This window comes from Streptomyces sp. NPDC087300 (assembly GCF_044744425.1).
Taxonomy (GTDB): Bacteria; Actinomycetota; Actinomycetes; order Streptomycetales; family Streptomycetaceae; genus Streptomyces.
Genome location: NZ_JBIUYI010000007.1, coordinates 408,158 through 432,297, shown reverse-complemented (window position 1 = coordinate 432,297; position 24,140 = coordinate 408,158). Strand labels below are relative to the sequence as shown.

Below are 24,140 nucleotides of genomic sequence, written 5' to 3'. Positions count from 1 at the left end.
AGGCGGCCAGAAGGGTCCCAGGGCCCTAGGACCCCAGGATCGAGGTGAGGAACTCCCCCACCCAGCCCAGCAGTTCGCGCCCGACCAGCGGCTTGCCGCCGACCTTCGCGGTCTTCGGGCGCGGCACGAGGACCTGGTTGGCGGCCGGCTTGATGACCGTGCCGGGGTAGAGCCGCTTGAGCCGCAGCTCCTGCGACTCGCGCAGGTCCACGGGCGCGAAGCGGATGTTGTTGCCCTGGAGGACGACCTCCCCGACGCCGCACGCGCGGGCGAGCATGCGCAGTCCCGCGACGAGCAACAGGTTCTCCACCGGCTCCGGCAACTTGCCGTAGCGGTCGGTGAGTTCCTCGCGGACCGCCTTGACGTCCTCCTCCGTGTTGGCGGAGGCGATGGCCCGGTACGCCTGGAGGCGCAGCCGCTCGCCGGGCGCGTAGTCGTGCGGGACGTGCGCGTCCACCGGGAGCTCGATCTTGACCTCCAGGGGCGGCTCCTCCTCCACGCCGCCCTCCAGGGACGCGCGGTAGTCGGCCACCGCCTCGCCGACCATGCGCACGTAGAGGTCGAAGCCGACGCCCGCGATGTGTCCCGACTGCTCGCCGCCCAGGAGGTTGCCCGCGCCGCGGATCTCCAGGTCCTTCATCGCGACGTACATGCCCGCGCCCATCTCGGTGTGCTGGGCGATGGTCGCCAGGCGCTCGTGGGCGGTCTCGGTGAGCGGCTTCTCCGGCGGGTAGAGGAAGTAGGCGTAACCGCGCTCGCGGCCACGGCCCACCCGGCCGCGCAGCTGGTGGAGCTGGGAGAGGCCGAAGTTGTCGCCGCGCTCCACGATCAGCGTGTTGGCGTTCGAGATGTCGATGCCCGACTCGACGATCGTCGTGGAGACCAGGACGTCGAACTTCTTCTCCCAGAAGTCCACCACGACCTGTTCCAGGGCCTGTTCGGACATCTGGCCGTGGGCGGTCGCGATGCGCGCCTCGGGCACGATGTCGCGCAGCCGGGCCGCCGCGCGGTCGATCGACTCGACGCGGTTGTGGATGTAGAAGACCTGGCCCTCGCGCAGGAGTTCACGGCGGATGGCCGCGCCGATCTGCTTCTCCTCGTACGGACCGACGAAGGTCAGGACCGGGTGGCGCTCCTCCGGCGGGGTCGTGATCGTGGACATCTCGCGGATGCCGGTCACGGCCATTTCGAGCGTACGGGGAATGGGCGTCGCCGACATGGTCAGGACGTCGACGTTGGCACGGAGCTTCTTCAGCTGCTCCTTGTGCTCGACGCCGAAGCGCTGCTCCTCGTCGACGATGACCAGGCCCAGGTCCTTGAACTTGGTCTCGGAGGAGAACAGGCGGTGCGTGCCGATGACGATGTCGACCGAGCCCTCGCGCAGGCCCTCCAGGGTCGCCTTCGACTCCGTGTCGGTCTGGAAGCGACTCAGCGCCTTCACGCTGACCGGGAACTGGGAGTAGCGCTCGGAGAACGTGCCGAAGTGCTGCTGGACGAGCAGGGTCGTGGGGACCAGGACCGCGACCTGCTTGCCGTCCTGTACCGCCTTGAACGCCGCGCGGACCGCGATCTCCGTCTTGCCGTAGCCCACGTCGCCGCAGATCAGGCGGTCCATCGGGACCGTCTTCTCCATGTCCTCCTTGACCTCGGCGATGGTGGTGAGCTGGTCGGGCGTCTCCGCGTAGGGGAAGGCGTCCTCCAGCTCGCGCTGCCAGGGCGTGTCCGCGCCGAAGGCGTGGCCGGGGGCCGCCATGCGCGCGGAGTACAGCTTGATCAGGTCGGCCGCGATCTCCTTGACGGCCTTCTTCGCGCGCGCCTTGGTCTTCGTCCAGTCGGCGCCGCCCAGCCGGTGCAGCGTCGGAGCCTCGCCGCCCACGTACTTGGTGATCTGCTCCAGCTGGTCGGTGGGGATGTAGAGCCGGTCGCCGGGCTGGCCGCGCTTGGCGGGGGCGTACTCCACGACCAGGTACTCACGGGTGGCGCCCTGCACCGTGCGCTGCACCATCTCGATGTAGCGGCCCACGCCGTGCTGCTCGTGGACGATGTAGTCGCCGGCTTCGAGGGTGAGCGGGTCGATGGTCTTGCGGCGCCGCGCGGGCATCCGCTGGCCGTCCTTGCCCGCCGCCTTCTGGCCGGACAGGTCGGTCTCGGTGAGCACGGCGAGCTTCAGGGCCGGGTCGACGAAGCCGTAGTCGATCGAGCCGCAGGAGACGTGCACGACGGACGGGGCGAGGTCGGCCAGGTCGGCGTCGTGCCGGGCCGCGATGCCCTCGCCGCCGAGCACCTCGACCGTGCGCGCGGCCGGTCCGTGCGCCTCGGTGACGTACACGACGCGCCAGCCGTCCGCGAGCCAGCCCTTGGTGTCGGCGAGCGCCTTCGCGGTGTCGCCCCGGTACGTCTCGGGGGCGTGCATGCCGAGCTTGAGCGTGTCGCTGTCCTCGGTGTCCAGCACCTCGTCCGCCGCGAACGGCGAGACCGACCACCACATCATGCCCAGCTCGCGGGCGCGGTCACGGACGTCCGCGATGCCCCACAGGGAGGCCGCGCCCACGTCGATCGGCGCCTCGCCGCCGCCCGCCGTCGCCGCCCAGCTGGCCTGGAGGAACTCCTGCGACGTCGCCACCAGGTCGGCCGCGCGGGTGCGCACCCGCTCCGGGTCGCAGACCACCGCCATGCTCCCCTGGGGCAGGACGTCGAGCAGCAGCTCCATGTCGTCGACGAGGACCGGGGCGAGGGACTCCATGCCCTCGACCGCGATGCCCTCGGCGATCTTCCCGAGCAGCTCGCCGAGCTCCGGGTGCTGCTCGGCGAGCGCGGCGGCCCGCTCCCGCACCTGGTCGGTGAGGAGCAGCTCACGGCAGGGCGGCGCCCACAGGCCGTGCTCGGCGACCTCCAGGGAGCGCTGGTCGGCGACCTTGAAGTAGCGGATCTCCTCGACGTCGTCGCCCCAGAACTCCACCCGGAGCGGGTGCTCCTCGGTCGGCGGGAAGACATCGAGGATGCCGCCGCGCACCGCGAACTCGCCACGCTTCTCGACCAGTTCGACCCGGGCGTACGCCGCTGCCGCGAGGGCCTCCACCGTCTCGTTCAGGTCGACGCTCTCGCCGGTGCGCAGGGCCACGGGCTCCAGCTCGCCCAGGCCCTTGACCTGCGGCTGGAGGACCGAGCGGATCGGGGCGACGACCACGCTGACCGGGCCGGTCTCGGGGTCGTCGGGGCGCGGGTGGGTCAGCCGGCGCAGGACCGCGAGGCGGCGGCCCACCGTGTCGGAGCGGGGCGAGAGGCGCTCGTGCGGCAGCGTCTCCCACGAGGGGTACTCGACGACGCCGTCCGGCGGCAGGATCGTGCGCAGCGCCGCGGCCAGGTCCTCCGCCTCGCGGCCGGTCGCCGTCACGGCGAGCACGGGACGGCCGGACTCGCGGGCGAGCGCGGCCACCGCGAAGGGGCGGGCGGCGGGCGGTCCCACCAGGTCGACGTGGGCGCGGTGGCCGTCGGCGGCGGTCTTGACCGCTTCGGCGAGTGCGGAGTCCTTGACGACGGCGTCGAGCAGACCGTGCAGGCTCATGAAGGCTTTCCGTCCAGGTTCCGTGGGATTTTCGGGCTTCCGGCGTGCGATCACGGCCGGGTGGGCAACGCGAACCGCCCGGCACGTGCCACGGGCCGGGGGTCTCCAGCGTACGACTCCTCACCGACAGGCGCGGCTCGTCAGGCCCACGCCCCGTCCCCGGCCGATGCGTGCTCCGGTGCGTTCCGGTGCGTTCCGGTGCGTTCCGGTGCTCGGCGGTCTTCCTTCCAAAGCCGCGTACGCCGGTCCCCGAGCCCCCGTTTTCCCGGCTTTCCCCCGATCTCCCCCACCTCGTCCGCCTGCCCTCCTGGGGTTTCACCCCGAAGGGATGGCACCCTGAGCCGGGTCGCACCGCGCCTCGAACGTCTCGAACACTCCGGGAGCCCCCGCGGGCTCCCGCCCTTCGACCAGAAAGCCAGACCATGCCCGGAGCCCATCCCGTCACCGCGGCCGACCCGGAGGCCGACGCCGGGCTCATACCCGCGCGGCCCGGGACCGGAGCCGAGACCGGAGGCGGGCCGGGGCCCGGCACCGGCCGCGGCGGCCGCGTCCTGTGGGACCGCGCCCCCCACCTGCTCGCCCTCGGACTCTTCCTCGCCTACGCACTGCTCTCCTACACCCGCTACCGCCGCATGGAGAACCTCTCCTGGGACCTCGGGATCTTCGAGCAGGCCGTCCGCGCCTACGCCCACCTCCAGGCGCCGGTCGCCGAGCTCAAGGGCCCCGGCGCGAACATCCTCGGCGACCACTTCAGCCCCGTCACCGCGCTGCTCGCGCCGTTCTACCGGGTCTTCCCCTCGCCCGTGACCCTGCTGGTCGCGCAGGCCCTGCTGTTCGCGCTCTCCGCGATCCCCGTCACGCGCGTGGCGATGCGGCTCCTGGGGCGCGGCTCCGGGCTCGCCGTCGGGCTCGCGTACGGCTTCTCCTGGGGCATCCAGCGCGCCGTCGACTTCGACTTCCACGAGATCTGCTTCGCCGTACCGCTGATCGCCTTCTCCCTCGAAGCGGTGCTGCTGCGCCGCTGGCGGGCGGCGCTGCTGTGGGCGGTGCCGCTGGTGTTCGTCAAGGAGGACCTCGGCGTGACGCTCGCGGCCATCGCCGCCGTCGTGGCGATCCGCTGCCGCCGCGAGTCGCCGAAGACCCTGCCCTGGGCGCTCGGCACCGTCGCGTTCGGACTCGTCGCCACCCTGGTCACGCTCACCCTCGTGATCCCCGCCTTCAACTCCGGCGGCGGGTACGACTACTGGAACAAGGTCGGCGAGGCAGGCGCGACCGCGGGCGCCTTCGACGGCACCGGCACCAAGCTGCGCACGCTGGCCTGGCTGCTCATCCCCACCACCGGGCTGCTCGCGCTGCGCTCGCCGCTGCTCCTGGCCGCGCTGCCCACGGTCGGCTGGCGCTTCGTCTCCGCCGACGACCACTACTGGGGCACCGACTGGCACTACAGCGCCGTCCTGATGCCGGTGGTCATGCTCGCCCTGGTGGACGCCGTGGAGCGGGCCCGCCGCAGCGAGCGGCCCTGGCTGCGCTCCGCCGGTGACAAGCTGCCCGCCTGCGCCGCCGCCGCTGCGCTCGCCCTGACCACGTACCTGCCGCTGGCCCGGCTCACCGAGTCCGCGACGTACGAGAAGAGCGGCGAGGTCGTCGCCGTGGAGCGACTGCTCGGGCGGATCCCCGACGGGGCGAGCGTCGAGGCGAACATCGGCCCGATCAGCAGGCTCACCGACCGCGCCCGCGTCTTCTGGGTGGGCGCGGCCCGCCCCGTCGTCCCCGAGTACGTGGCGCTCGACATCCGCTCGGGCTGGACCAAGGACCCCGTCGCGTACGCCAACAGCCTGCACCCGGGCGTCAGTTACGTCCCCCACGGCACCGCCCACGGCTACATCGTGCTGCGCAAGGCGTGAACGCGGCCGGTCCCGGCCGGTGCCCATGGCACCGGCCGGGACCGGCTCCCCCGTTCCCCCGTGTCCCCCGTCCTGGTGGCTATTCGGTGGCGATCGCGTTCAGGACGTTCATCCGGCCGGCCCGGAAGGCCGGGACGAGCGCGGCGAACAGGCCCACGAACGCCGATCCGACGAAGACCGCGATGATCGTCGGCCACGGGATCTCCAGGACCTTCAGGCCTTCGAGCGCGAGGAGTTGCTGGGCCGTCGCGCCCCAGCCCATCCCGAGCCCCAGGCCGAGCAGCGCGCCGAACAGGGCGATGACCACCGACTCCATGCGGATCATGCGGCGCAGCTGCCGGCGCGAGAGGCCGATCGCCCGCATCAGGCCGATCTCGCGGGTGCGTTCCACCACCGAGAGGGCCAGGGTGTTCACCACGCCGAGGATCGCGACGATGATCGCCAGGCCGAGCAGGCCGTAGACCATGTTCAGGAGCTGGCCGACCTGGTCCTTCAGCGTCTGCTTGAAGTCGGTCTGGTCCATCACCTTGTACTGCGGGTACTTGGCGAGCGAGTCCTTCAGGGACTTGTACGCGGCGTCCTGCTGACCCTTGTCGGCGGAGGCGAACATGATGTCGTTCTGCGGCATCCGGTCGGCGGGGACGTACCGCTCCAGGGTCGTGATGTTCGTGTACATCGCGCCCTTGTCGACCGAGCCCTCGTCCGAGGTGATCGCCGCGAGCCTCAGCTCGGCGGTCCTGCCGTGCTCGAAGGCGATCTTCAGCTCGTCGCCGACCTTCAGGCCGTGCTTCTTGGCGAAGTCCGCGCCGACCGACATGGCGTTCCTGCCGTACGCGGCGGACAGCGTGCCCTCGGTCGTCTCGCGGCGCAGGTCCTTGGCGTACGTCGGGTCGGCGGCGCTCAGGCCCACGCCGTCCACGGTCTTGCCCGCGGGCGTGGTCAGGTCCGCGTCGATCTGCTTGTAGCGGGTGATGTGCGAGACGTGCTGGGCCTTGCCGAGGGCGTCGGCGGCCTTCTGCGTGATGGAGATGCCGGGCTGGGTGGGCTGGACGATGAAGTCCGCGCCGACGGACTTGTCGAGCTCGTCGGTGGCCGACGCGACCATCGAGGAGCCGACGACGGAGAGGCAGGCGACCAGGGCCAGGCCGATCATCAGGGCCGCGCCGGTGGCGCCGGTGCGGCGCGGGTTGCGCAGCGCGTTGCGCTCGGCCATCCGGCCGACCGGGCCGAACGCCCGGAGCAGCACCGCGCTGATGACGCGGACCACGCCGGAGGCGAGCACCGGGCCGACGACCACGAAGCCGATGAGCGTCAGGACGACGCCGCCGCCCAGGAAGAGGGAGCCCTCGCTGGCCTTGTCGGCCTGCGCCGCGGTGTAGAGGAGGAAGCCGCCCCCGCCGGTCAGGAGCAGGCCGATGACGGCGCGCAGCGCGCTCGCCCTGCCGTCGGCCGGGGTGCCCGCGTCGCGCAGCGCGGCCATCGGCGAGACCTTGCCGGCCCGTCGTGCGGGGAGGTAGGCGGCGAGGACGGTGACGACGATGCCGAGGACCATGCCGAGCACGGGCGTCGTCCAGACGACGGTGAGGTCGCCGGTGGAGAGTTCCATGCCCATGCCGGCCATGAGCTTCATCAGGCCGACGGCGAGTCCGATGCCCGCGCCGACGCCGAGGACCGAGCCGAACACGCCGAGCAGCAGCGCCTCGACGAGCACCGAGCGGTTGACCTGCTTGCGGCTGGAGCCGATGGCGCGCATCAGGCCGATCTCGCGGGTGCGCTGGGCGACCAGCATCGAGAAGGTGTTGATGATCAGGAAGATGCCGACGAGGAAGGCGATCCCCGCGAAGCCGAGCATCGCGTACTTCATGACGTCGAGGAAGCTGCCGACGGACTTGCGGTTGTCGTCCGCGGCCTCCTTCTGCGTCTTGACGTCGTAGGCGCTCTTGCCGAGCGCGGTCGTGACCTTCGCCTTGAGCGCGGTGTCGCTGACGCCCGCGGCGGCGGTGAGGTTGACGTGCGTGAACCGGCCCGTGGTGCCGAGGAGTTCACGCTGTGCGGTCGCGGTGTCGAAGTAGACGATCGCGGCGCCGGGGTTGGTCACCTTGAAGGTGGCGATGCCGGAGATCTTCGCGGTGTGGTCACCGGCGGCCGCGATGGTGCGCAGCTCGTCGCCGATCTTCAGGCCGTGCTTGTCTGCGGTGTCGGCGTCGATCATCACCTCGGTGGGGCCGCGCGGCGCGTGGCCGGACGTGATGTCCATCGAACGCAGGTCGTTGTGCGTCCAGTTGCCCGCGATGGTCGGGCCGCCGCTGGTCGGCCCCATGTTCTCGTTCTTCGCGTTGACGACGGTCACGCTCTGGCTCATGACCGCGCCCTCGGCGGACTTCACGCCCGCGGCCTTCCTCGCCTCCTGGACGACGGAGGCGGGCATCGACTCGGGCTTGCCGCTGCGGGGCCTGTCGCCCGCGTCCCCGGCGGACTTGGGGCTGACGGTGACGTCGGCGGAGGTCGCCGCGAAGAGCTTGTCGAAGGTGGTGCTCATGGTGTCGGAGAAGACGAGCGTGCCGCACACGAACGCCACCGAGAGGACCACGGCCACGGCGGAGAGCGCCATGCGGCCCTTGTGCGCGAAGAAGTTGCGCATCGAGGTCTTGAGGACGGTCATGACGTGCGCCCCCGCGCGTCGAAGGACTTCAGGCGGTCGAGGACCTGGTCGGCGGTCGGGTGGTGCATCTCGTCGACGATCCGGCCGTCGGCGAGGTACAGGACGCGGTCCGCGTACGAGGCGGCGACCGGGTCGTGCGTGACCATCACGATGGTCTGGCCGAGCTCGGTCACCGAGCGGCGCAGGAAGCCCAGCACCTCGGCGCCCGCGCGGGAGTCGAGGTTTCCGGTCGGCTCGTCACCGAAGATGATCTCGGGCCGGGAGGCGAGCGCGCGGGCCACCGCGACGCGCTGCTGCTGGCCGCCGGAGAGCTCGGTCGGGCGGTGCTTGAGGCGCCCGGCGAGTCCCACGGTCTCCACGACCTGGTCGAGCCAGCCGCGGTCGGGCTTGCGGCCCGCGATGTCCATCGGGAGCGTGATGTTCTCGATGGCGTTCAGGGTGGGCAGGAGGTTGAACGCCTGGAAGATGAAGCCGATCCGGTCCCTGCGCAGCTGCGTGAGCTTCTTGTCCTTGAGGCCGGTGATCTCGGTCTCGTCGAGGAATATCTGCCCGGCGCTGACCGTGTCGAGGCCCGCGAGGCAGTGCATCAGGGTCGACTTGCCGGAGCCCGAGGGGCCCATGATGGCGGTGAACTGCCCGCGGGCGATGTCCACGTCGACGTGGTCGAGCGCGACGACCCGGGTCTCCCCCGAGCCGTACGCCTTCACGACCTGGCGTGCCCGTGCCGCCACGGCCGTCCGCCCGCCAGTGCCCCCGTGCCTGGGTGTGGTTACAGCCGTTGTCACGGTTTTTCTCCTATGTCGGTCATGTGTGATTCACATGGGTGCGCTTCGCGCTTCAGTCTGGTCTGGTGAGGGGGCCCGGCGCGCTGGTGCAGAGCGCAGTCTTCCAGTGGGGAAAACCCCACCCCCGTTGCTGTGGTTCGGCCTCCCGCCGTGCGGCGGCCGGTCATAAAGACAATCTAAGAACGGGCCCGCGGCCTTCTCGTCCTCCAGGGGGACGAAGGGTCCCCGGTCCGAAGTACGGAGGTTCCCCTAGGGGATCTCCACCCGCCGGTGGAGCACTTCTCAGGGTCGCTCCACCCCCGTGCGGAGCCGAACCCCGCCCCACCAGCCACGATCGAGTCCACCCGCTGGTCCGCCCCTCCCCTCCCCGCGCCCCGAGTGGGATGGTGGCCCGCAGCAACCGACGCAGGGGGAAGGGATGTTCGTGGGTGCGCAGGACGCGATACGGGGCCGGGGCGCGGTCGTCGCCGCGCTCATGCTCGCCATGGCGCTCGCCGCCCTGGACGCCACCATCGTGTCGACCGCGGTGCCGCAGATCGTCGGCGACCTCGGCGGCTTCTCCGTCTTCTCCTGGCTCTTCTCCGGCTATCTGCTCGCGGTCACGGTCACCCTGCCCGTCTACGGCAAGCTCTCCGACACCTTCGGCCGCAAGCCGGTGCTCGTCGCGGGCAGCATCGTCTTCCTCGTCGGCTCCGCGCTCTGCGCGAGCGCGTGGAACATGGGCGCCCTCATCGCCTTCCGGGTCGTCCAGGGCCTGGGCGGCGGCGCGCTCCAGGGCACGGTCCAGACGCTCGCCGCCGACCTCTACCCGCTGGAGCAACGCCCCAAGATCCAGGCGAAGCTGTCCACGGTGTGGGCGGTCTCCGCGGTCGCGGGCCCGGCCCTCGGCGGACTGATCGCCTCGTACGCGGACTGGCGCTGGATCTTCCTCATCAACCTGCCGGTCGGCGCGGTCGCGCTCTGGCTCGTCGTACGGCATCTGCACGAGCCCGCACGGGCCGCCGGGCCCCGGCCGCAGATCGACTGGGCGGGCGCCCTCGCCGTCTTCGCCTGCGGCGGCGTCCTGCTCACCGCGCTCGTGCAGGGCGGCGTCGCCTGGCCCTGGCTCTCGGCGCCCTCGCTGGCCCTGTTCGGCACCGGCGCCGTCCTCGTCGGCGTCGTCGTGGTGATCGAGCGGCGCGCGAAGGAGCCGGTCATCCCCGGCTGGGTGTGGCGGCGGCGCACCATCGCCGCGGTCAACCTGGCGCTCGGCGCGCTCGGCCTGCTGATGGTCGCGCCGACGGTGTTCCTGCCGACGTACGCGCAGTCCGTGCTCCAACTGGCGCCGATGGCCGCCGGGTTCGTGCTCTCGGTGATGACCCTGAGCTGGCCGGTGTCGGCCGCCCTGAGCCAGCACGTGTACCGCAGGATCGACTTCCGCAACACCGCCGTGGCCGGCATCTCGGCGGCGGGCCTGACCCTGCTCGCCTTCCCGCTGCTGCCCTACCCCGGCGCGGCCTGGCAACCGGCCCTGATCATGCTCCTGTTGGGCGCGGCGCTCGGTCTCTTCCAGCTTCCGCTGATCGTCGGCGTCCAGTCCACCGTCGGCTGGGCCGAGCGCGGCACGGCCACCGCGTCCGTACTGTTCTGCCGACAGATCGGCCAGACCCTCGGCGCGGCCCTGTTCGGCGCGGTCGCCAACGGGGTGCTCGCCGCGCGGCTCGGCGGCGCGGGCTCCCTCGACTCGGTGGCGCGCTCCCTGGACGACCCCGGCTCGGTGGCCGATCCGGAACGGCTGCGACGGGCCGTGGACGCGGCGGTCGACGCGGTGTACGTGGGCGCGGGATGCGCGGCGGGCCTCGCCCTGCTCGCGCTCCTCTTCGTGGCCCCGCGGCGCTTCCCGGTCCTCCAGGAGAAACAACTGGAATCCCACCGGGAGCAGTCGCCCCGCGCGCAACAGGCCGACTGATCGCCGACTGACCGGTTTGCCGAAAACCCCGCACGCCTCGCCTACTTGCGAGTAACGTCTCGGCTCCCCCAGGGCCTGTCCGGTGGATCAGGCCCTCGCTCCCTGCGGTCCGCACCACCGGACCGGAAGCCGCGCAAGGAGAACCGGGATGGCCCACCCTCCGTACGACGCGTTTCCCCCACACCCGCCGCACGAGCCCCATCGGCCGCACGATCCGCACTCGCCGCACGAGCCGTACCCGTCACACCAGCCGTACCCGTCACACCAGCCGCACCCCTCGCACGAGCCTCATCCTTCGTACGAGCCGCACCCTTCGTACGAGCACCATCAGCCCCTCCCCCCGTACGAGCCCCACCTCACCTACCCCTGGCAGCCCAGGCCCCGACCCCCGCGGCCCGCGCACCCGCTGCCCCGCCACCCGGCGCCGGGACGCCACAGCGACCTGCGGATCCTGCGCGGCGCCTACCGGGGGCAGCGCAGGGTCGCCACGCTCACCGCGCTCGGCTACTTCACGCTCTTCCTCGCCCTGTCGGCCTTCGCCCCCGCGCTGATGACCGGCACGGTCGCCGGCGGGCTCTCCACGGGGCTGCTGCTCGGCCTCTGCCAGCTCCCCGTCACCGGCCTCGCCGTGCTCCTGTACGAGTACACGGCCCGGCGCCGACTCGATCCGCTGGCCGAACGCCTGCGCAGACAGGCCGCGTCGGCGCACGGCGCGACGGCCGCGGGGAGCCGCCCGTGACCACCGACACCGAGACGATGTCCCTGGTGGCCTTCACCGCCGTGGTCACCCTCACGCTCCTGCTCTGCGTGCTGACCGGCCCCGAACGGGACGACCTCGACGAGTTCTACACGGGGTTCGGCGCGCTCTCGCCGATGCGCAACGGCCTGGCCATCGCGGGCGACTACATCTCGGCGGCCACCGTGCTCGGCACCGGCGGCGTGATCGCGCTGCTCGGGTACGACGGCGTGGTGCTCGCCCTGAGCACGGCGCTCTCGCTGACCCTGCTGATGTTCCTGCTCGCCGAACCCCTGCGCAACGCGGGCCGGTTCACCATGGGCGACGTGCTCGCGCGCCGGATGCCGGGCCGCGCCGCCCGGGTCGCCGCCTGCGCGGCCACGCTGGCGGCCCTGCTGCCCCTGATGCTGGTCCAACTCGCGGGCGCGGGCGACCTGCTGGCGTTCATCCTGGGCTTCTCCGGCGAGGGCCTGGAGACCGGCTGCGTCGTCACGCTCGGCGCCCTGATGATCGGCTACGCGGCGATCGGCGGCATGAAGGGCACCGCCCTCATCCAGATCCTCAAGATCGTGACGCTGCTCGGCTCCGGCGCGGTGGTCGCCGCCCTGATCCTGCGCCGCTTCGACTGGGACCCCGGCGCGCTCCTCGCGGCCGCCCGGGACGGCAGCGGCGCGGGCCCCGCCTTCCTCCGCTCGGGACTTCAGTTCGCCGACAGCCCCGCGCCCCGTCTCGACATGCTCAGTTCGGAGCTGACGGTGGTGCTCGGCGGGGCGGCCCTGCCGCACGTCACGATGCGGATGTACACCGCGCGCGGCGCCCGCGAGACGCGCCGCTCGATGTCCTGGGCGGTGGCCTGCGTGTCCCTGTTCGTGCTCGTCATCACCGTGGTCGGCTTCGGCGCGACGGCGCTGGTCGGCCGGGCGGCGCTCGCCGCGGACGACCCGCAGGGCAACACCGCGTATCTGCTCGGCTCCCGGGCCGCGTTCGGCGCCGACGTCTCGACGGCGGAGGCCCTGCTCTTCACCACGGTCACCACGGCCCTGTTCCTGACGCTGCTCGCGTCGGTGGCCGGCATGATCCTGGCCTGCGCCAACTCCCTGGCCCACGACGTCTTCGCGGCCTTCCGCCGCGGCGCCGACGGCGGTACGGGGCTCTCCGCGCGGCGCGAGATGACGCTGGCCCGCGCCTCCGCGCTGGCCATAGGGGTGCCCGCGATCCTGCTCGCGGTCCTGGTCAAGGACCGCAACCTGCAACCGCTGGTCACCCTGTCGTTCTGCCTGGGCGCGTCCGCCCTGGCCCCCGCCCTGGTCTACAGCCTCTTCTGGCGCCGCTACACGCGCACGGGCCTGCTCTGCACCCTGCTCGGCGGCTCGCTCGGCGCCGTGGTCCTGATGACGGGCACCAATCTCGTCTCGGGCGCCCCGCACGCGGCCTTCCCGCACCACGACTTCAACTGGTTCCCGTTCACGACGACGGGACTCGTCTCCGTCCCGCTCGGCTTCTTCCTCGGCTGGCTCGGCACGAGACTCTCGGGCCGAGCGGACGCCGAGGAACAGCGACGGCGGTACGAGGCGGTGGAGGGCCTCATCCTGGCGGGTGCGGTCAGCCGAACTGGCCGGGCTGATAGTCGCCCGCGGGCATCTGGATCATGACGTTGACCCGGTTGTAGGCGTTGATGACGGCGACCATCGACACCAGGGCGGTGAGCTGGTCCTCGTCGTAGTACTTGGCGGCGTTCGCCCACGCCTCGTCGGTGACCCCGCCGGCCGCGTCCGCGATGCGGGTGCCCTGCTCGGTGAGTTCGAGGGCGGCGCGCTCGGCGTCGGTGAACACGGTGGCCTCGCGCCAGGCGGCGATCAGGTTGAGGCGCACCGGGGTCTCGCCCGCGTGCGCGGCGTCCTTGGTGTGCATGTCGGTGCAGAAGCCGCAGCCGTTGATCTGGCTGGCGCGGATCTTGATCAGCTCCAGCGTGGCGGCGGGCAGCGCCGATCCGGCGATCGCCGCGCCCGCCGCGTTCAGCTGCCGGACGACCTTGCCCGCGAGCTGGTTGGTGAAGAGGTCCAGACGAGCTTCCATGACGCACTCCCGATGTCCTTGCCGGTGATTACACCTCCTTGACGCGGCGGACCGCGCGGATGTGACAGCACCGGATGTGACCTGCGTCTCAGGCCGCCCGGGAGGCGGTCAGGGGGTGTCCTCCGCGGGCGCACGGCCGGTCAGCGCGGCGAGACTGCTGCGTACGTGGTCCATGTGGGCCCGCACCTCGTCCCACTCCTCGCCGTGCTCGCGCAGCACCCGCTCCGTCTCGCGGGCGATCCGCTCCTCCCGCAGCGTCGCCTCGGCGATCACCTCGGCGCCGCGCGCCTCGGCGTCCTCCTGGCCGTGCCGCGCCGACTCCGCCGTCTCCGCGAGGGCCCGCTCGGCCTCGCCGAGGCGGGCCTCCGCCGCCGCGACCAGCTCCGCCTCGCGGGCCTGCGCCGCGGCCTCGCGCTCGGCGATCTCCCGCTCGGCGGCCTCCCAGCGCTCGGCGTGCTCCTTCTCCTGCTCCGCGAGCAGCCCCTCGGTGTGCTGCCGCATCTCGCGCAGCACCGCGAGCGCCTCGCCGCGCCACTCCTTCACGTCCCGCCGGGCGCCGACGCGGGCCTCGTCGGCGGTCGCGCGGTCCGCGAGCAGCCGCCGTGCCGCCCAGTCGTCGACGGCGGCGGCCACCCGGTCGGCGTAGGCCCGCGCGGCGTCGGCGGCCGCGTGGGCGTCGGCCGCGGCCTCGTCCGCCGCGCGCTGTGCGTCGGCGTCGGCCGCCGCGTGCACGGCTGACGCCTCCGTCTCGGCGAGCGCCAGGATCTGCCGGGCCCGGTCGCCGAGCGTCTCGTACGTCTGGGGGGCAAGGCGCGACACCGCGTCCCGCAGGTGCTCGGCCTGCGTCTCCATGTCCTTGGCCAGGACGGTCAGCCGGGCGGCGCGCTCCCACGCGTCGTCCCGCTCCCGCGAAAGCCCGGCCGCGAACGCCTCCACCCGCTCGGGACGGTAGCCGCGTCCGCGCACGGTGACGAAGCCGTGCGGCGACGACGGTGCACCGCTGCTGCTCATCCTGGATCCCCTCTCCGACGTACCTCGCGCGCAGCGCGCGATTGGCGCACATCTTGATGGATCAAGCGGAACCGCTCATAACGCGACACTCCGCCCACCCCACCCGCTCAAGGATGCGCCAACCCCCACCAGAAGTCGGAACAGGTGTGTCACACACGACATTCTCCCCACACCGGACGCCCCCGACGGGCCGGACGGACTCGACGGGCTCGACGGACCCGACTGAGCGCGTCAGGGCCGATCTAGGGGGCGCGGGGAAGAGGCTGGGGGCGGCGGGGGGCCTGGGGCCGCAGGAGGAACGATCTAGGGGCGCAGGGAGGGCTGGGGGCGCGGGGGAACGATCTAGGGGCGCGGGGAACTGCGCAATCTTTAGGGGCGCGGGGAACGGCGCAGCGCTTTGAGACCGCGGGGAACGGCGCGATCTCCTGGGGGCGCGGGGAACTGCGCAGTCCTTCAGGGGCGCGAGGAACGGCGCAGTCCCTAAAGGGGCGCGGGGAACTGCGCGACCAGCCACAGCCCACCCGCACCCGAAAAAGACCTACAGCAACCCGTCCCACATCTGCTCAAGCAGCACGGACCACCAACTCTCCGGCGAAGCCAAAGCGGCAGCGTCAAGCACGGCAAGCTGATTCTGGAAGTCCACCGTCCACCTCCCCGCCTGCTCCTGATTGAGCCCGAACCGCAGACGCCACATCCGCCCGAGCAGAGCCACACAACGAGCGAACTCCGGCAGCCCCGTGTTCACGAACTGCGGCGGCACAGGCGCCCCGCCAGGCCCCGCCTCCACCGGCACGGCCACGATGTTCGCCGTCCCGTACTGGACACAGAGCGCACGCCCGAAGTCGCTGCCCATGACCAGGTACGAGCCCGCGTCGGAGGCCGGCTGCACCCCGCGCTCCTGGGCCAGCTCGGCCAGCGTCGGCACCGGACGTCCCGGCTGGGCCTGCGCCCAGAAGAACGGCCCGAAGTCGACGGGCAGACCGGCCACCACGAGGGTGTGCGCGACGATGTCCGGCACGCCCTGCCGGGACACCGCGCGCTGGTCGAAGCGGAAGATGCCGGGGCCGAAGGCCGCGGCCAGCTCCTGCGCGATGCCCTCCGGCGGGATCGGCTGCGCGGGCGGCATCTGCTGGAGCGGCGCACGCACCGGCGCCGGGCGGGCGGGCCCGTCCGCCACCTGGTGCAACTCCCCCTGGTGCGCAAGGAGTTGCTGCATGCCGCCCTGCCGGGAAGCGTGGTCGGTGCCGTACGGCGCGATGGACGTGATCCGCGCCTGCGGCCAGGTCTCGCGGATCATCCGGGCACAGTACGCGCCGGGCAGCTCGCAGGACTCCAGCTCGGTGTGGAGTTCGAGCACCTGCTGCGGCGGCACGTTCATGCCGCGCAGCTCGTGCAGGATCTGCCACTCCGGGTGCGGGGTGCCGGGCGCCGAGCGGCGGATGAGCTGCTGCTCGGAGCCGTCGGCCGCGCGGTAGCGCAGCACGGCCTGGTAGCCGGGGCCGACGGTGGGCTGCCCGACGGGCGGCTGCGGATAGCCGTACGGCTGACCGCCGCCGGGACCCGGCTGCCCCGGCGCGGGCGGCGGCGGCATGCCGGGCGCACCCGGACCGCCGACCGCGGGCCCCGCCAGCATGGTCGCGGCGTGGTGGACACCGCCGCCGGGGGGCGGGGTGCTGCCGGGCGGCGGGGCACCGGGGGTGCCGGGCGGACCGGGCGGCTGCGGTGCACCAGGCGCACCGGGAGCCCCCGGCGGACCGGGCGGCTGCGGGGCGCCGGGCGGCTTGATCCCACCGGGACCGCCCATGCTCGGATCGGCCAGCATCGTCGCGGCATGGTGCACACCACCGGGCGGCGTCCCCGGAGCACCGGGCGGCCCAGGAGGCTGAGGTGCACCAGGAGGCTGAGGTGCACCAGGAGGCTGAGGTGCACCAGGAGGCTGAGGTGCACCAGGAGGCTGAGGTGCACCAGGCGCCCCAGGCGCCCCAGGCGCCCCAGGTGCACCGGGCGCACCAGGCGGACCGGGCGGCTGCGGCGCACCCGGCGGCTTGATCCCACCGGGACCGCCCATGCTCGGATCGGCCAGCATCGTCGCGGCATGGTGCACACCACCCGGCGGCGTCCCCGGAGCACCGGGCGGACCGGGCGCCGCGGGCGGCTGGGGCGGGGACTGAGGTCCGTCGGGACCGAGCGACGAGACGAGCTGCGTCGGCACGTACCCACCGGCGGGCGTCCCCGGCGCACCGGGCCCCGAGGGCGGCGGCGTACTGCCCGCGGGCACGCCCGGCGGACTGGGCGGCGGCGGTGTGGCCGAGCCGCCGCCACGGGCGCCCTGGGGCGGCCCCTGCGCCTTGCTGGTCGCGGCATCGGCGATGTCCCCGGCACCGGGCGGCACGGAACCGTGCGACGGCGGGGGCATGGGCGAACCGGCGGGCGGCTGAGGCGCGTTGGACGCACCGGGACCCTGCGGATAGCCGTACGCGGAGGGGTCCTGCGGCGGAGGCGTCGGTGAACTCGCGGGCGGCTGAGGCGCGTTCGCCCCACCAGGACCCTGCGGATAGCCGTACGCGGAGGGGTCCGGCGGCGGAGGCGTCGGCGAACTCACAGGAGGCTGGGGCACGTTGGACGCACCAGGACCCTGCGGATACCCGTACGGCGGCGGGGTCGGTGAACCCGTGGGCGGCTGCGGGGCGTCGGGGGACGCCGGGGCCGGGTGGTCGCCGAGTGCCGGGGCGAGGGCCGTCTTGGGGAGGCCGCTGCCGCCGTGCATCAGGGCCGTCTTGGCCTCCGGTGCCACGCTCGGCTTCGGCTCCTCCGCGTCGTCCTCGACGACCAGCGGCGGCGCGAACACCGTCGCGGGCGCCGGGACCGAAAGGTCCTCGCCGTCATCGGCGTTGGTGTCCGTACCGGCCCACGGGGTCGCCCCCGCGGGCGCGCCGGGCGACGTCGCCGCCAGGCTCTCGTCCACCGCGGGGCCCTGGTCCCCGCCGGGCGCGGCGGGCCACGGCGTACCGGCGTCGGGAGCGGAGGCCGAGGCGGCGGGAGCCGCGGGCGCCGCCGAACCGGAGCGCCGGTCGGGGATGCCCAGCTTGTCCGCCGCCTCCTGGAGCCACTCCGGGGGACTGAGCAGGAACGACGTCTGGTTCAGGTCGACCCGCTCCGGCGGCGCGGGCGCCGCGTCCTGGGGCGCCTCGTCCGGCAGGCCGTACTCCTCCTCGTACCTGCGGATCACCTCACCCACCGGCAGGCCCGGCCAGAGCGTCGCCTCGCCGCTGTCGCGGGCGATGACGAGCCGCTGGGCACCGCCGTCGGACACCGGACCGTTCGCCCGGTCCTCGGCCCAGACGACGAAGCCGAGGTCGAACTCCCTGACCCGCACCTCCTGGTGCTGGTAGCCCGGCACGTCGCCGTTGATCCATTCCTCGGCGCGCTCCTGCGCCTGTGCGAAGGTCACCATCGCCAAGTCACTCCCCCACCGGGACGGCGCGCGCGAAGCCGCCGTCCACCATCAGGTTCGCCACGGTCTCCAGCTCCGGCGGATTGCCCGCGAGCCGGCACAGGAAGTCGTCGAAGTCGTCGCCGCAGGGCAGCAGGAGGCGCCGCACCCGCTCCGGCGGCGGCCACGCGTCCTGGTCACGTGCGTCGTCGTACGCGCAGAACCACACGGAACCGACCCGGTCCCCCTTGACCTGCACGGCGAGCAGCCCGCCCTGCACGAAGCCCACGCCCAGGTAGTCCTTGGTGAGGTGGTCGCGCAGACACTTGTTGACGTAGACCAGGTCGTTGACCGCGGCCTCGTCCCTGACCGTGAAGAACGGCTGGTCGAGCAGGAGGCCGAGCTCCGCGTCGAGCGCGGCGCCTACGGGGGCGCAGCCGCCCGCCGCCTTCAGGAAGGAGCGGTAGGCGCCGGGCAGCCGGTAGCCGAGGTCCTCCTCGACGCCCTGGATCTGCTGCTCGGTGACCGCGACCGCCGCCTTGGGCAGGCCGAAGTGCGCGGGGCGCGTCTCCTGGAGCGGGCGCGTGCCCCTCTTCTCCTGGTCGACGGAGGTCGTCGCGAGCCCGCCGTGGTGGCGCAGGAGCGCCTTCACCTCGACAGGCACCAGTTCGAGGCGGCGGCTGTTCGGCACGTGGTGCCAGGTCCAGCCGTGCGGCGTCGCCACCGCGGGGATCGTGTCCCACAGGTCGTGCCCGGAGGCCGCGAGCGCCGCGTTCGCCGACACGTAGTCCGTCAGGCGCAGCTCGTCGACGCCGAAGCCCTCCGGGGGCTCGGCGATCTCGGCGGCGGCCCGCGCGTAGAACGAGAAGTCCGGGTAACCGTGCTCGTCCACCCGCACCCCTCTGGGATGGCGCGCGGCCCGGACCGGGTCCGGGAAGTGCACGACCTGCCCGGCGTAGGCCGCGTTCGGCGGCGCGGACTGCTGCCCCAGCCGACCTGTCGTCATGGCGGTTGCCCCCTGCGGCACTGTGGATGGTTCCTGCTTCATGGCCCTGCGGATGTCGACAGCCTATGCGTAAGAACGACACCGGTCACCGGGCCTCCGGTTCCATGACCAGCAGCCACCGGACGGTCACCGTGCGGCGAAAGTGAACGGAAAGCCAGGCGTGTCGCAGTGCCCCAGCTTCCGCACCACCCGCCCCATTTGGCAGGCTGTCTCCGCGACGCGGGGGCGTGGCGGACGCGGTGACGACCGCGAGCAGGGGGAGGCGAACAGCACGATGCACACGGCACGGAGCGGCATGTCCGACCACACGTCGGCCACCGCGGGAGGCGGCGGGACCACCGCGGCGGCACCCGACGACCCACGCGCGGGGGAGCCCGGCGGCCACGGCGACCCGCGCGGCGGCGGGGACCCCCGCGTCGGCTGGAGCGCCATCGCCGCCCACGCGCCCGTCCTGCGCCAGCGCCGCGACGGCATCCTGCCGACCGTCGCGGCCGCCCTCTCCGTACGCGGCCAGACCACGCTCACGTGCACCGCGGGCCGCGGCGAGGAACCGCCCGCGCTGCACCCGCTGGTCCAGGACTTCCTCGACACCCTCACCAGCGGCCAGCGCGAGCGCTTCACCGGGCGCTGCGCCGAGGCGATCCTCATCTCCCGCCACCTCACGGCGGCCGACGCGAGCCGTTCCAAACGGGCCGCGCGCAAACCCATGACCAACGGCGAGGCCCGCAAGGCGCTCAAACACGCCAAGCTCACCACCCGCCGCATCCGTGAGGACGGCGACCCGCTGCACGGCGGCTTCGCCCGGCCGTGCCGCTCCTGCACGGCCCTCACCTCGCACTTCGGCGTACGCGTGGTGGACCCGACGGCGAACGAGTCCTGACCGTCGCACCGGACACCAGCCGGACCGACGCCCCACCGTCCATCCGACGACCCATCCGACCGAACGAGGGCCACCCCATGCACGCCGACCACACCGCCACGACGGCCTCAGCGGCCATCGGCGGCGGCACCACCCGCTTCCCCGTCCCCGTCGACGCCGCCCTGCGCGCGGCGGGCTGGCGCGCCGGGCGCTGGGACATCAAGCAGGCGGAGATCTGGGCGGACGTGCTGCGCCGCCACACCTCACCGGCGGGGCACCGGCACGCCGTCTTCCCGGCGGCCGTCGAGGCGTGGGCGGAGTTCGGCGGACTGCACATCACCCCGCAGGGCCCGGGGCGCCAGATAGCCCCGGCCACCGTGCACCTCGACCCCATGTACGGCCTTCACCTGGCCCGCACCTTCGGCGACCTGGGCCGTGCCCTGGATACGGAGGTGTGCCCGATCGGCGAGGAGACGGAGACGCAGGCGCTGCTCGCCATCGACACGGAGGGCCGGGTCTACAGCCTGGACCACAGCGGCGACTGGTTCCTGGGCCCGCACATCGACCAGGCACTCGCGACGCTGGTCACGGGGGCCCAGCCGACCCGTCTTTCGGCGAGCTGAGGCGCCCCCCAAGGGGCGCGGGACTGTGACATGTGCGGCTTCGCCGCGTGGGCGCGCCCAGCCACCACCGGCCCGCAGAGCGCGGAGTGCTCAGCCTGCCGCTGCGGCCGCCGCCGGAAGGACCGCCGACACGCGAAACCCGCCCCCGTCCGTAGGCCCGGAAACGAACACCCCGCCCAGCGCCATGACCCGCTCCTTCATGCCCACGAGCCCATTGCCCCCGCTGGGCAGCCTGGCGTCGGCCGAGCCGTCGCCATCCGGCGGCGGCTCGTTCTCCACCTGCATGGCGATCTCGGCGGTGCGGTGCGCGAGGCGGACGTAGGTCTTCGCGCCCGCCGCGTGCTTGTGCACGTTCGTCAGCGCCTCCTGCACCACGCGGTACGCGGTCTGCTCGACGTCGGCCGCGTAGCCGCGCGGCTCGCCCTCCACCGACAGCTCGACGGCCATGCCCGCGGCGCGCGACTGCCCCACCAGCTCGTCCAGCTCGGCGAGGCAGGGCCCTTCCTCGTCCTCCGCGCGGGAGGCGGCCGCGGCGGCCGCGTGCCCCACGGCGGCCAGCGGCACCGGCTCGGCGGGCTTGGCGTTCTTCGTGTTGACGCTGGTGCGCAGCACGCCGAGCATCTCGCGCAGCTCCGTCAGGGCCTGGCGGCCCATGTCGCCGACGAGCGCCGCGTTCTTGACGGCCTTCTCCGGGTCCTTGCGGGCGACCGCCTGGAGCGCGGCCGCGTGCACGACCATCAGGCTCACCCGGTGCGCGACCACGTCGTGCATCTCGCGGGCGATCCGGGTGCGCTCCTCGTTCCTCGCCCACTCGGCGCGCTCCTCCGCGCGCTCCGCGAGCAGCATGAGCTCCCGCTCCAGGCTGTCGGCGCGCTCCCGCATGCCCTCCACCAGGCGGCGCCGCGCGCCCACGTACAGACCGAGCAGCACCGGGGGCGCGGTCACCCCGATCGCGGCGGTCACCGCGAAGAACGGCACGTACTCACTGCCTATGGCGGGCGACGCGCTGTCGTTGGCCATGTCCTGGCTGGTCCGCACGAGCGCCACGATCAGCGTGCCCGCCATCGACATGCCGGCCAGCGCGCCCGTGATGCGGCGCGGCAGCTCGGACGCCGCCAGGGTGTAGAGCCCGACGACGGTCAGCAGGACGCCCATCTGGGCGGGGGTGATGGCGATGGCTATGAGGACGACGGCGATGGGCCAGCGCCGCCGGAAGAGCAGCATCGAACCCGCGAGCACACCGAACGCGATCCCCACCGCCGCGGGCAGCCCGGCGTCCCGCGAGAACTCCACGCCCTCGGCACCGCACTCCGCCGCCGACACCACGGCGAGCCCCGCGTCCAGCACGGCGCCGCGCCACCTCTCCCACCACCACGGCCCGGTCATGGCCGTGGTGCGGTCGTCCCCCGTCGTGGTCATGTCTTCCAGCGTACGGGCGTTCCACCCCGGTTTTCCGGTGAGTTTCCGGCTCGGTGATCCAGCACACGCCCCGTTCGAAGGGAAGCGAAACCCACCGATATCCCGCGACCTGTGGAAGCGCTCACGATTCCCCGCCGGACGCCCGCATTCCGGATCGATTGCGGGGCGGCGACGATCATGACGGAGATCACCTCCGCCGGGCACAGGCGGGGGCCGCGCACGGGGAGTTCGCGAAGGAGGTGATCTGTATCGTCGCGTCGGAGGCGCCCGGTGCGGCATAGTGTTGGGTGCCCGGCCGACAGCCCGACACAATGTCCGGCTCAGGCCGTTTCAATCCCCCGTGGTGTAATTGGCAGCACTGTGGCTTTTGGTGCCATCTGTCCGGGTTCGAGTCCTGGCGGGGGAGCTGTACCTTCCGGGTCCTGACCGTGTGGTCGGGACCCGCACCCATTTCCACGCCCCTACGCCCCGGTATCCTGCGGATGTCCTCCCCAAGAGGAACCCCCAACCATCCGAGGCCGAAGGGCATCCCCGTGAGCGCCAACGTTCCCCAAGCAGTCGGCTCCGCTTCTGCGGGGGAGGCCCCACTGGCAGCCGTCGTCGTCCTCGCGGCGGGTGAGGGCACCCGTATGAAGTCGGACCTCCCCAAGGTCCTGCACGAGATCTGCGGCCGCTCCCTCATCGGGCACGTGCTGGAGGCCGCGGACGCGCTCTCGCCCGAGCAGCTCGTCACCGTCGTCGGCTTCCAGAGCGACCAGGTCAAGGAGCACCTCGGCGCCATCGCGCCGCGGGTCCGCACCGCCTACCAGCGCGAGCAGAACGGCACCGGGCACGCCGTCCGCATCGGCCTCGACGAGCTCGGCGGCTCGGTCGACGGCACCGTCATCGTGGTCTGCGGCGACACCCCGCTGCTCACCGGCGCGACGCTCCGGAAGCTCGCCGCGACCCACGGCGGCGACGGCAACGCCGTGACCGTGCTGACCGCCGAGGTCCCCGACGCCACCGGCTACGGCCGCATCGTGCGCGACAGCGCGAGCGGCGCCGTCACCGCGATCGTCGAGCACAAGGACGCCACCGACGCCCAGCGCGCGATCCGCGAGATCAACTCCGGTGTCTTCGCCTTCGACGGACAGCTGCTCGCCGACGCCCTCGGCAAGGTGCGCAAGGACAACAGCCAGGGCGAGGAGTACCTCACCGACGTCCTCGGCATCCTGCGCGAGGCCGGGCACCGCGTCGGCGCCGCCGTCACCGAGGACCACGAGGAGATCGCGGGCATCAACAACCGCGTCCAACTGGCCGAGGCCCGCCGGACGTTGAACGAGCGCCTGCTCACCGACGCGATGCTGGCCGGCGTCACCGTCGTCGACCCCGCCTCCACCTGGTTCGACGCCACCGTGACCTACGAGCGCGACGCGATCGTCCACCCCGGCACCCAGCTCCAGGGCGCCACGCACCTGGGCAAGGGCGCCGAGGTCGGCCCCAACACCCGCCTGAACGACACCGCGGTGGGCCCGGGGGCCCGCGTCGACAACACCGTCGCCAACAGCGCGGAGATCGGCGAGGGGGCGAGCGTCGGCCCGTTCGCGTATCTGCGGCCGGGCACCCGGCTTGGGGTGAGGTCAAAGGCGGGTACGTATGTGGAGATGAAGAACGCGACGATCGGCGAGGGCACCAAGGTCCCCCACCTGTCGTACGTGGGCGACGCCACGATCGGCGACCACTCCAACATCGGTGCCGCCAGCGTCTTCGTGAACTACGACGGCGAGGCGAAGCACCACACGACGGTGGGGTCGCACTGCAAGACCGGTTCGGACAACATGTTTGTGGCTCCCGTCACGGTCGGGGACGGTGCCTACACCGCCGCCGGGTCCGTGATCACCAAGGACGTGCCGGCCGGTTCACTGGCCGTCGCCCGGGGCCAGCAAAGGAATATCGAGGGCTGGGTGGCCCGCAAGCGTCCGGGGAGCGCGGCCGCGAAGGCGGCGGAGGCGGCGTCCCGGGAACCGGCCGGCGAAAGCTGACCGGAAACAGGTGCGTCTGACACGGCGTACCGTGATAGGTGCACACATTCGGCCGACTCGACGCACCGGGACGCGTGAGTACGGCAGCGGGA

General features: G+C 72.8%; 15 protein-coding genes and 1 tRNA gene. 8 read left to right on the top strand and 8 right to left on the bottom strand.

Annotated elements, in window-relative coordinates; all coding sequences use genetic code 11:
• Positions 1-25 precede the first annotated feature (25 nt).
• Positions 26-3,565 (bottom strand): transcription-repair coupling factor, encoded by a 3,540-nt coding sequence (gene mfd, locus ACIO9J_RS30220; RefSeq protein WP_402006463.1) that lies wholly within the window; start codon positions 3,563-3,565, stop codon positions 26-28.
• Positions 3,566-3,987: 422 nt separating this feature from the next.
• On the opposite strand from mfd, the gene ACIO9J_RS30215 reads away from it, so the two are divergent.
• Complete coding sequence (locus tag ACIO9J_RS30215; RefSeq protein ID WP_402006460.1) at positions 3,988-5,469, top strand: DUF2079 domain-containing protein; 1,482 nt, start codon at positions 3,988-3,990, stop codon at positions 5,467-5,469.
• 79 nt (positions 5,470-5,548) lie between these two features.
• Here the strand turns inward: ACIO9J_RS30215 and ACIO9J_RS30210 are convergent, their stop codons facing one another.
• Together ACIO9J_RS30210 and ACIO9J_RS30205 are read right to left on the bottom strand one after the other, a co-directional pair.
• Positions 5,549-8,131 (bottom strand): ABC transporter permease, encoded by a 2,583-nt coding sequence (locus tag ACIO9J_RS30210; RefSeq protein WP_402006457.1) that lies wholly within the window; start codon positions 8,129-8,131, stop codon positions 5,549-5,551.
• Complete coding sequence (locus ACIO9J_RS30205) at positions 8,128-8,916, bottom strand: ABC transporter ATP-binding protein (protein WP_402006455.1); 789 nt, start codon at positions 8,914-8,916, stop codon at positions 8,128-8,130. The genes ACIO9J_RS30210 and ACIO9J_RS30205 overlap by 4 nt, the downstream gene beginning before the upstream one ends.
• Positions 8,917-9,334: 418 nt before the next feature.
• On the opposite strand from ACIO9J_RS30205, the gene ACIO9J_RS30200 reads away from it, so the two are divergent.
• The 3 genes from ACIO9J_RS30200 to ACIO9J_RS30190 all read left to right on the top strand — a co-directional run bounded on the left by ACIO9J_RS30200 (position 9,335) and on the right by ACIO9J_RS30190 (position 13,252).
• Positions 9,335-10,864: an MFS transporter gene (locus ACIO9J_RS30200; protein WP_402006452.1), complete on the top strand. Its 1,530-nt coding sequence runs from the start codon at positions 9,335-9,337 to the stop codon at positions 10,862-10,864.
• Positions 10,865-11,012: 148 nt separating this feature from the next.
• Positions 11,013-11,603: a DUF485 domain-containing protein gene (locus tag ACIO9J_RS30195; RefSeq protein ID WP_402006450.1), complete on the top strand. Its 591-nt coding sequence runs from the start codon at positions 11,013-11,015 to the stop codon at positions 11,601-11,603.
• 17 nt (positions 11,604-11,620) lie between these two features.
• Positions 11,621-13,252 carry a cation acetate symporter gene (locus tag ACIO9J_RS30190; RefSeq protein ID WP_402006818.1) on the top strand — a complete coding sequence of 544 codons (1,632 nt, stop codon included), beginning with the start codon at positions 11,621-11,623 and terminating at the stop codon, positions 13,250-13,252.
• Here ACIO9J_RS30190 and ACIO9J_RS30185 read toward each other — a convergent pair.
• The 4 genes from ACIO9J_RS30185 to ACIO9J_RS30170 form a co-directional block, all read right to left on the bottom strand.
• Positions 13,203-13,676, bottom strand: coding sequence for a carboxymuconolactone decarboxylase family protein (locus ACIO9J_RS30185; protein WP_402006447.1), 474 nt, complete (start codon positions 13,674-13,676; stop codon positions 13,203-13,205). The two genes, ACIO9J_RS30190 and ACIO9J_RS30185, sit on opposite strands and share 50 nt — an antisense overlap.
• A gap of 108 nt (positions 13,677-13,784) precedes the next feature.
• Positions 13,785-14,687 carry a cellulose-binding protein gene (locus ACIO9J_RS30180; protein WP_402006444.1) on the bottom strand — a complete coding sequence of 301 codons (903 nt, stop codon included), beginning with the start codon at positions 14,685-14,687 and terminating at the stop codon, positions 13,785-13,787.
• Between the two features lie 538 nt (positions 14,688-15,225).
• Positions 15,226-18,141, bottom strand: coding sequence for an SUKH-4 family immunity protein (locus ACIO9J_RS30175; protein ID WP_402006441.1), 2,916 nt, complete (start codon positions 18,139-18,141; stop codon positions 15,226-15,228).
• A gap of 7 nt (positions 18,142-18,148) precedes the next feature.
• Positions 18,149-19,126 (bottom strand): SMI1/KNR4 family protein, encoded by a 978-nt coding sequence (locus ACIO9J_RS30170; protein WP_402006439.1) that lies wholly within the window; start codon positions 19,124-19,126, stop codon positions 18,149-18,151.
• A gap of 295 nt (positions 19,127-19,421) precedes the next feature.
• On the opposite strand from ACIO9J_RS30170, the gene ACIO9J_RS30165 reads away from it, so the two are divergent.
• Together ACIO9J_RS30165 and ACIO9J_RS30160 are read left to right on the top strand one after the other, a co-directional pair.
• Positions 19,422-20,006: a YwqJ-related putative deaminase gene (locus ACIO9J_RS30165; protein ID WP_402006436.1), complete on the top strand. Its 585-nt coding sequence runs from the start codon at positions 19,422-19,424 to the stop codon at positions 20,004-20,006.
• A 77-nt stretch (positions 20,007-20,083) separates the two neighbouring features.
• On the top strand, positions 20,084-20,608 hold the full coding sequence (locus ACIO9J_RS30160; RefSeq protein WP_402006433.1) for an SUKH-3 domain-containing protein: 525 nt from the start codon (positions 20,084-20,086) through the stop codon (positions 20,606-20,608).
• A gap of 90 nt (positions 20,609-20,698) precedes the next feature.
• Here the strand turns inward: ACIO9J_RS30160 and ACIO9J_RS30155 are convergent, their stop codons facing one another.
• Complete coding sequence (locus ACIO9J_RS30155; protein ID WP_402006430.1) at positions 20,699-22,027, bottom strand: sensor histidine kinase; 1,329 nt, start codon at positions 22,025-22,027, stop codon at positions 20,699-20,701.
• A 334-nt stretch (positions 22,028-22,361) separates the two neighbouring features.
• Between ACIO9J_RS30155 and ACIO9J_RS30150 the strand changes: the two genes are divergently transcribed.
• Positions 22,362-22,433: transfer RNA gene (locus ACIO9J_RS30150), tRNA-Gln, on the top strand.
• Positions 22,434-22,614: 181 nt separating this feature from the next.
• Complete coding sequence (glmU, locus tag ACIO9J_RS30145; RefSeq protein WP_402006816.1) at positions 22,615-24,048, top strand: bifunctional UDP-N-acetylglucosamine diphosphorylase/glucosamine-1-phosphate N-acetyltransferase GlmU; 1,434 nt, start codon at positions 22,615-22,617, stop codon at positions 24,046-24,048.
• The last annotated feature ends 92 nt before the right edge of the window (positions 24,049-24,140 follow it).

Excerpts from the sequence above, each read along its gene's own strand:
- ACIO9J_RS30210 (WP_402006457.1), bottom strand. The coding sequence starts at position 8,131 with ATGACCGTCCTCAAGACCTCGATGCGCAACTTCTTCGCGCACAAGGGC.
- ACIO9J_RS30215 (WP_402006460.1), top strand. The coding sequence starts at position 3,988 with ATGCCCGGAGCCCATCCCGTCACCGCGGCCGACCCGGAGGCCGACGCC.
- ACIO9J_RS30180 (WP_402006444.1), bottom strand. The coding sequence starts at position 14,687 with ATGAGCAGCAGCGGTGCACCGTCGTCGCCGCACGGCTTCGTCACCGTG.
- mfd (WP_402006463.1), bottom strand. The coding sequence starts at position 3,565 with ATGAGCCTGCACGGTCTGCTCGACGCCGTCGTCAAGGACTCCGCACTC.
- ACIO9J_RS30190 (WP_402006818.1), top strand. The coding sequence starts at position 11,621 with ATGTCCCTGGTGGCCTTCACCGCCGTGGTCACCCTCACGCTCCTGCTC.
- ACIO9J_RS30170 (WP_402006439.1), bottom strand. The coding sequence starts at position 19,126 with ATGACGACAGGTCGGCTGGGGCAGCAGTCCGCGCCGCCGAACGCGGCC.
- ACIO9J_RS30200 (WP_402006452.1), top strand. The coding sequence starts at position 9,335 with ATGTTCGTGGGTGCGCAGGACGCGATACGGGGCCGGGGCGCGGTCGTC.
- ACIO9J_RS30160 (WP_402006433.1), top strand. The coding sequence starts at position 20,084 with ATGCACGCCGACCACACCGCCACGACGGCCTCAGCGGCCATCGGCGGC.
- ACIO9J_RS30165 (WP_402006436.1), top strand. The coding sequence starts at position 19,422 with ATGTCCGACCACACGTCGGCCACCGCGGGAGGCGGCGGGACCACCGCG.
- ACIO9J_RS30185 (WP_402006447.1), bottom strand. The coding sequence starts at position 13,676 with ATGGAAGCTCGTCTGGACCTCTTCACCAACCAGCTCGCGGGCAAGGTC.
- ACIO9J_RS30155 (WP_402006430.1), bottom strand. The coding sequence starts at position 22,027 with ATGACCACGACGGGGGACGACCGCACCACGGCCATGACCGGGCCGTGG.
- ACIO9J_RS30195 (WP_402006450.1), top strand. The coding sequence starts at position 11,013 with ATGGCCCACCCTCCGTACGACGCGTTTCCCCCACACCCGCCGCACGAG.
- ACIO9J_RS30175 (WP_402006441.1), bottom strand. The coding sequence starts at position 18,141 with ATGGTGACCTTCGCACAGGCGCAGGAGCGCGCCGAGGAATGGATCAAC.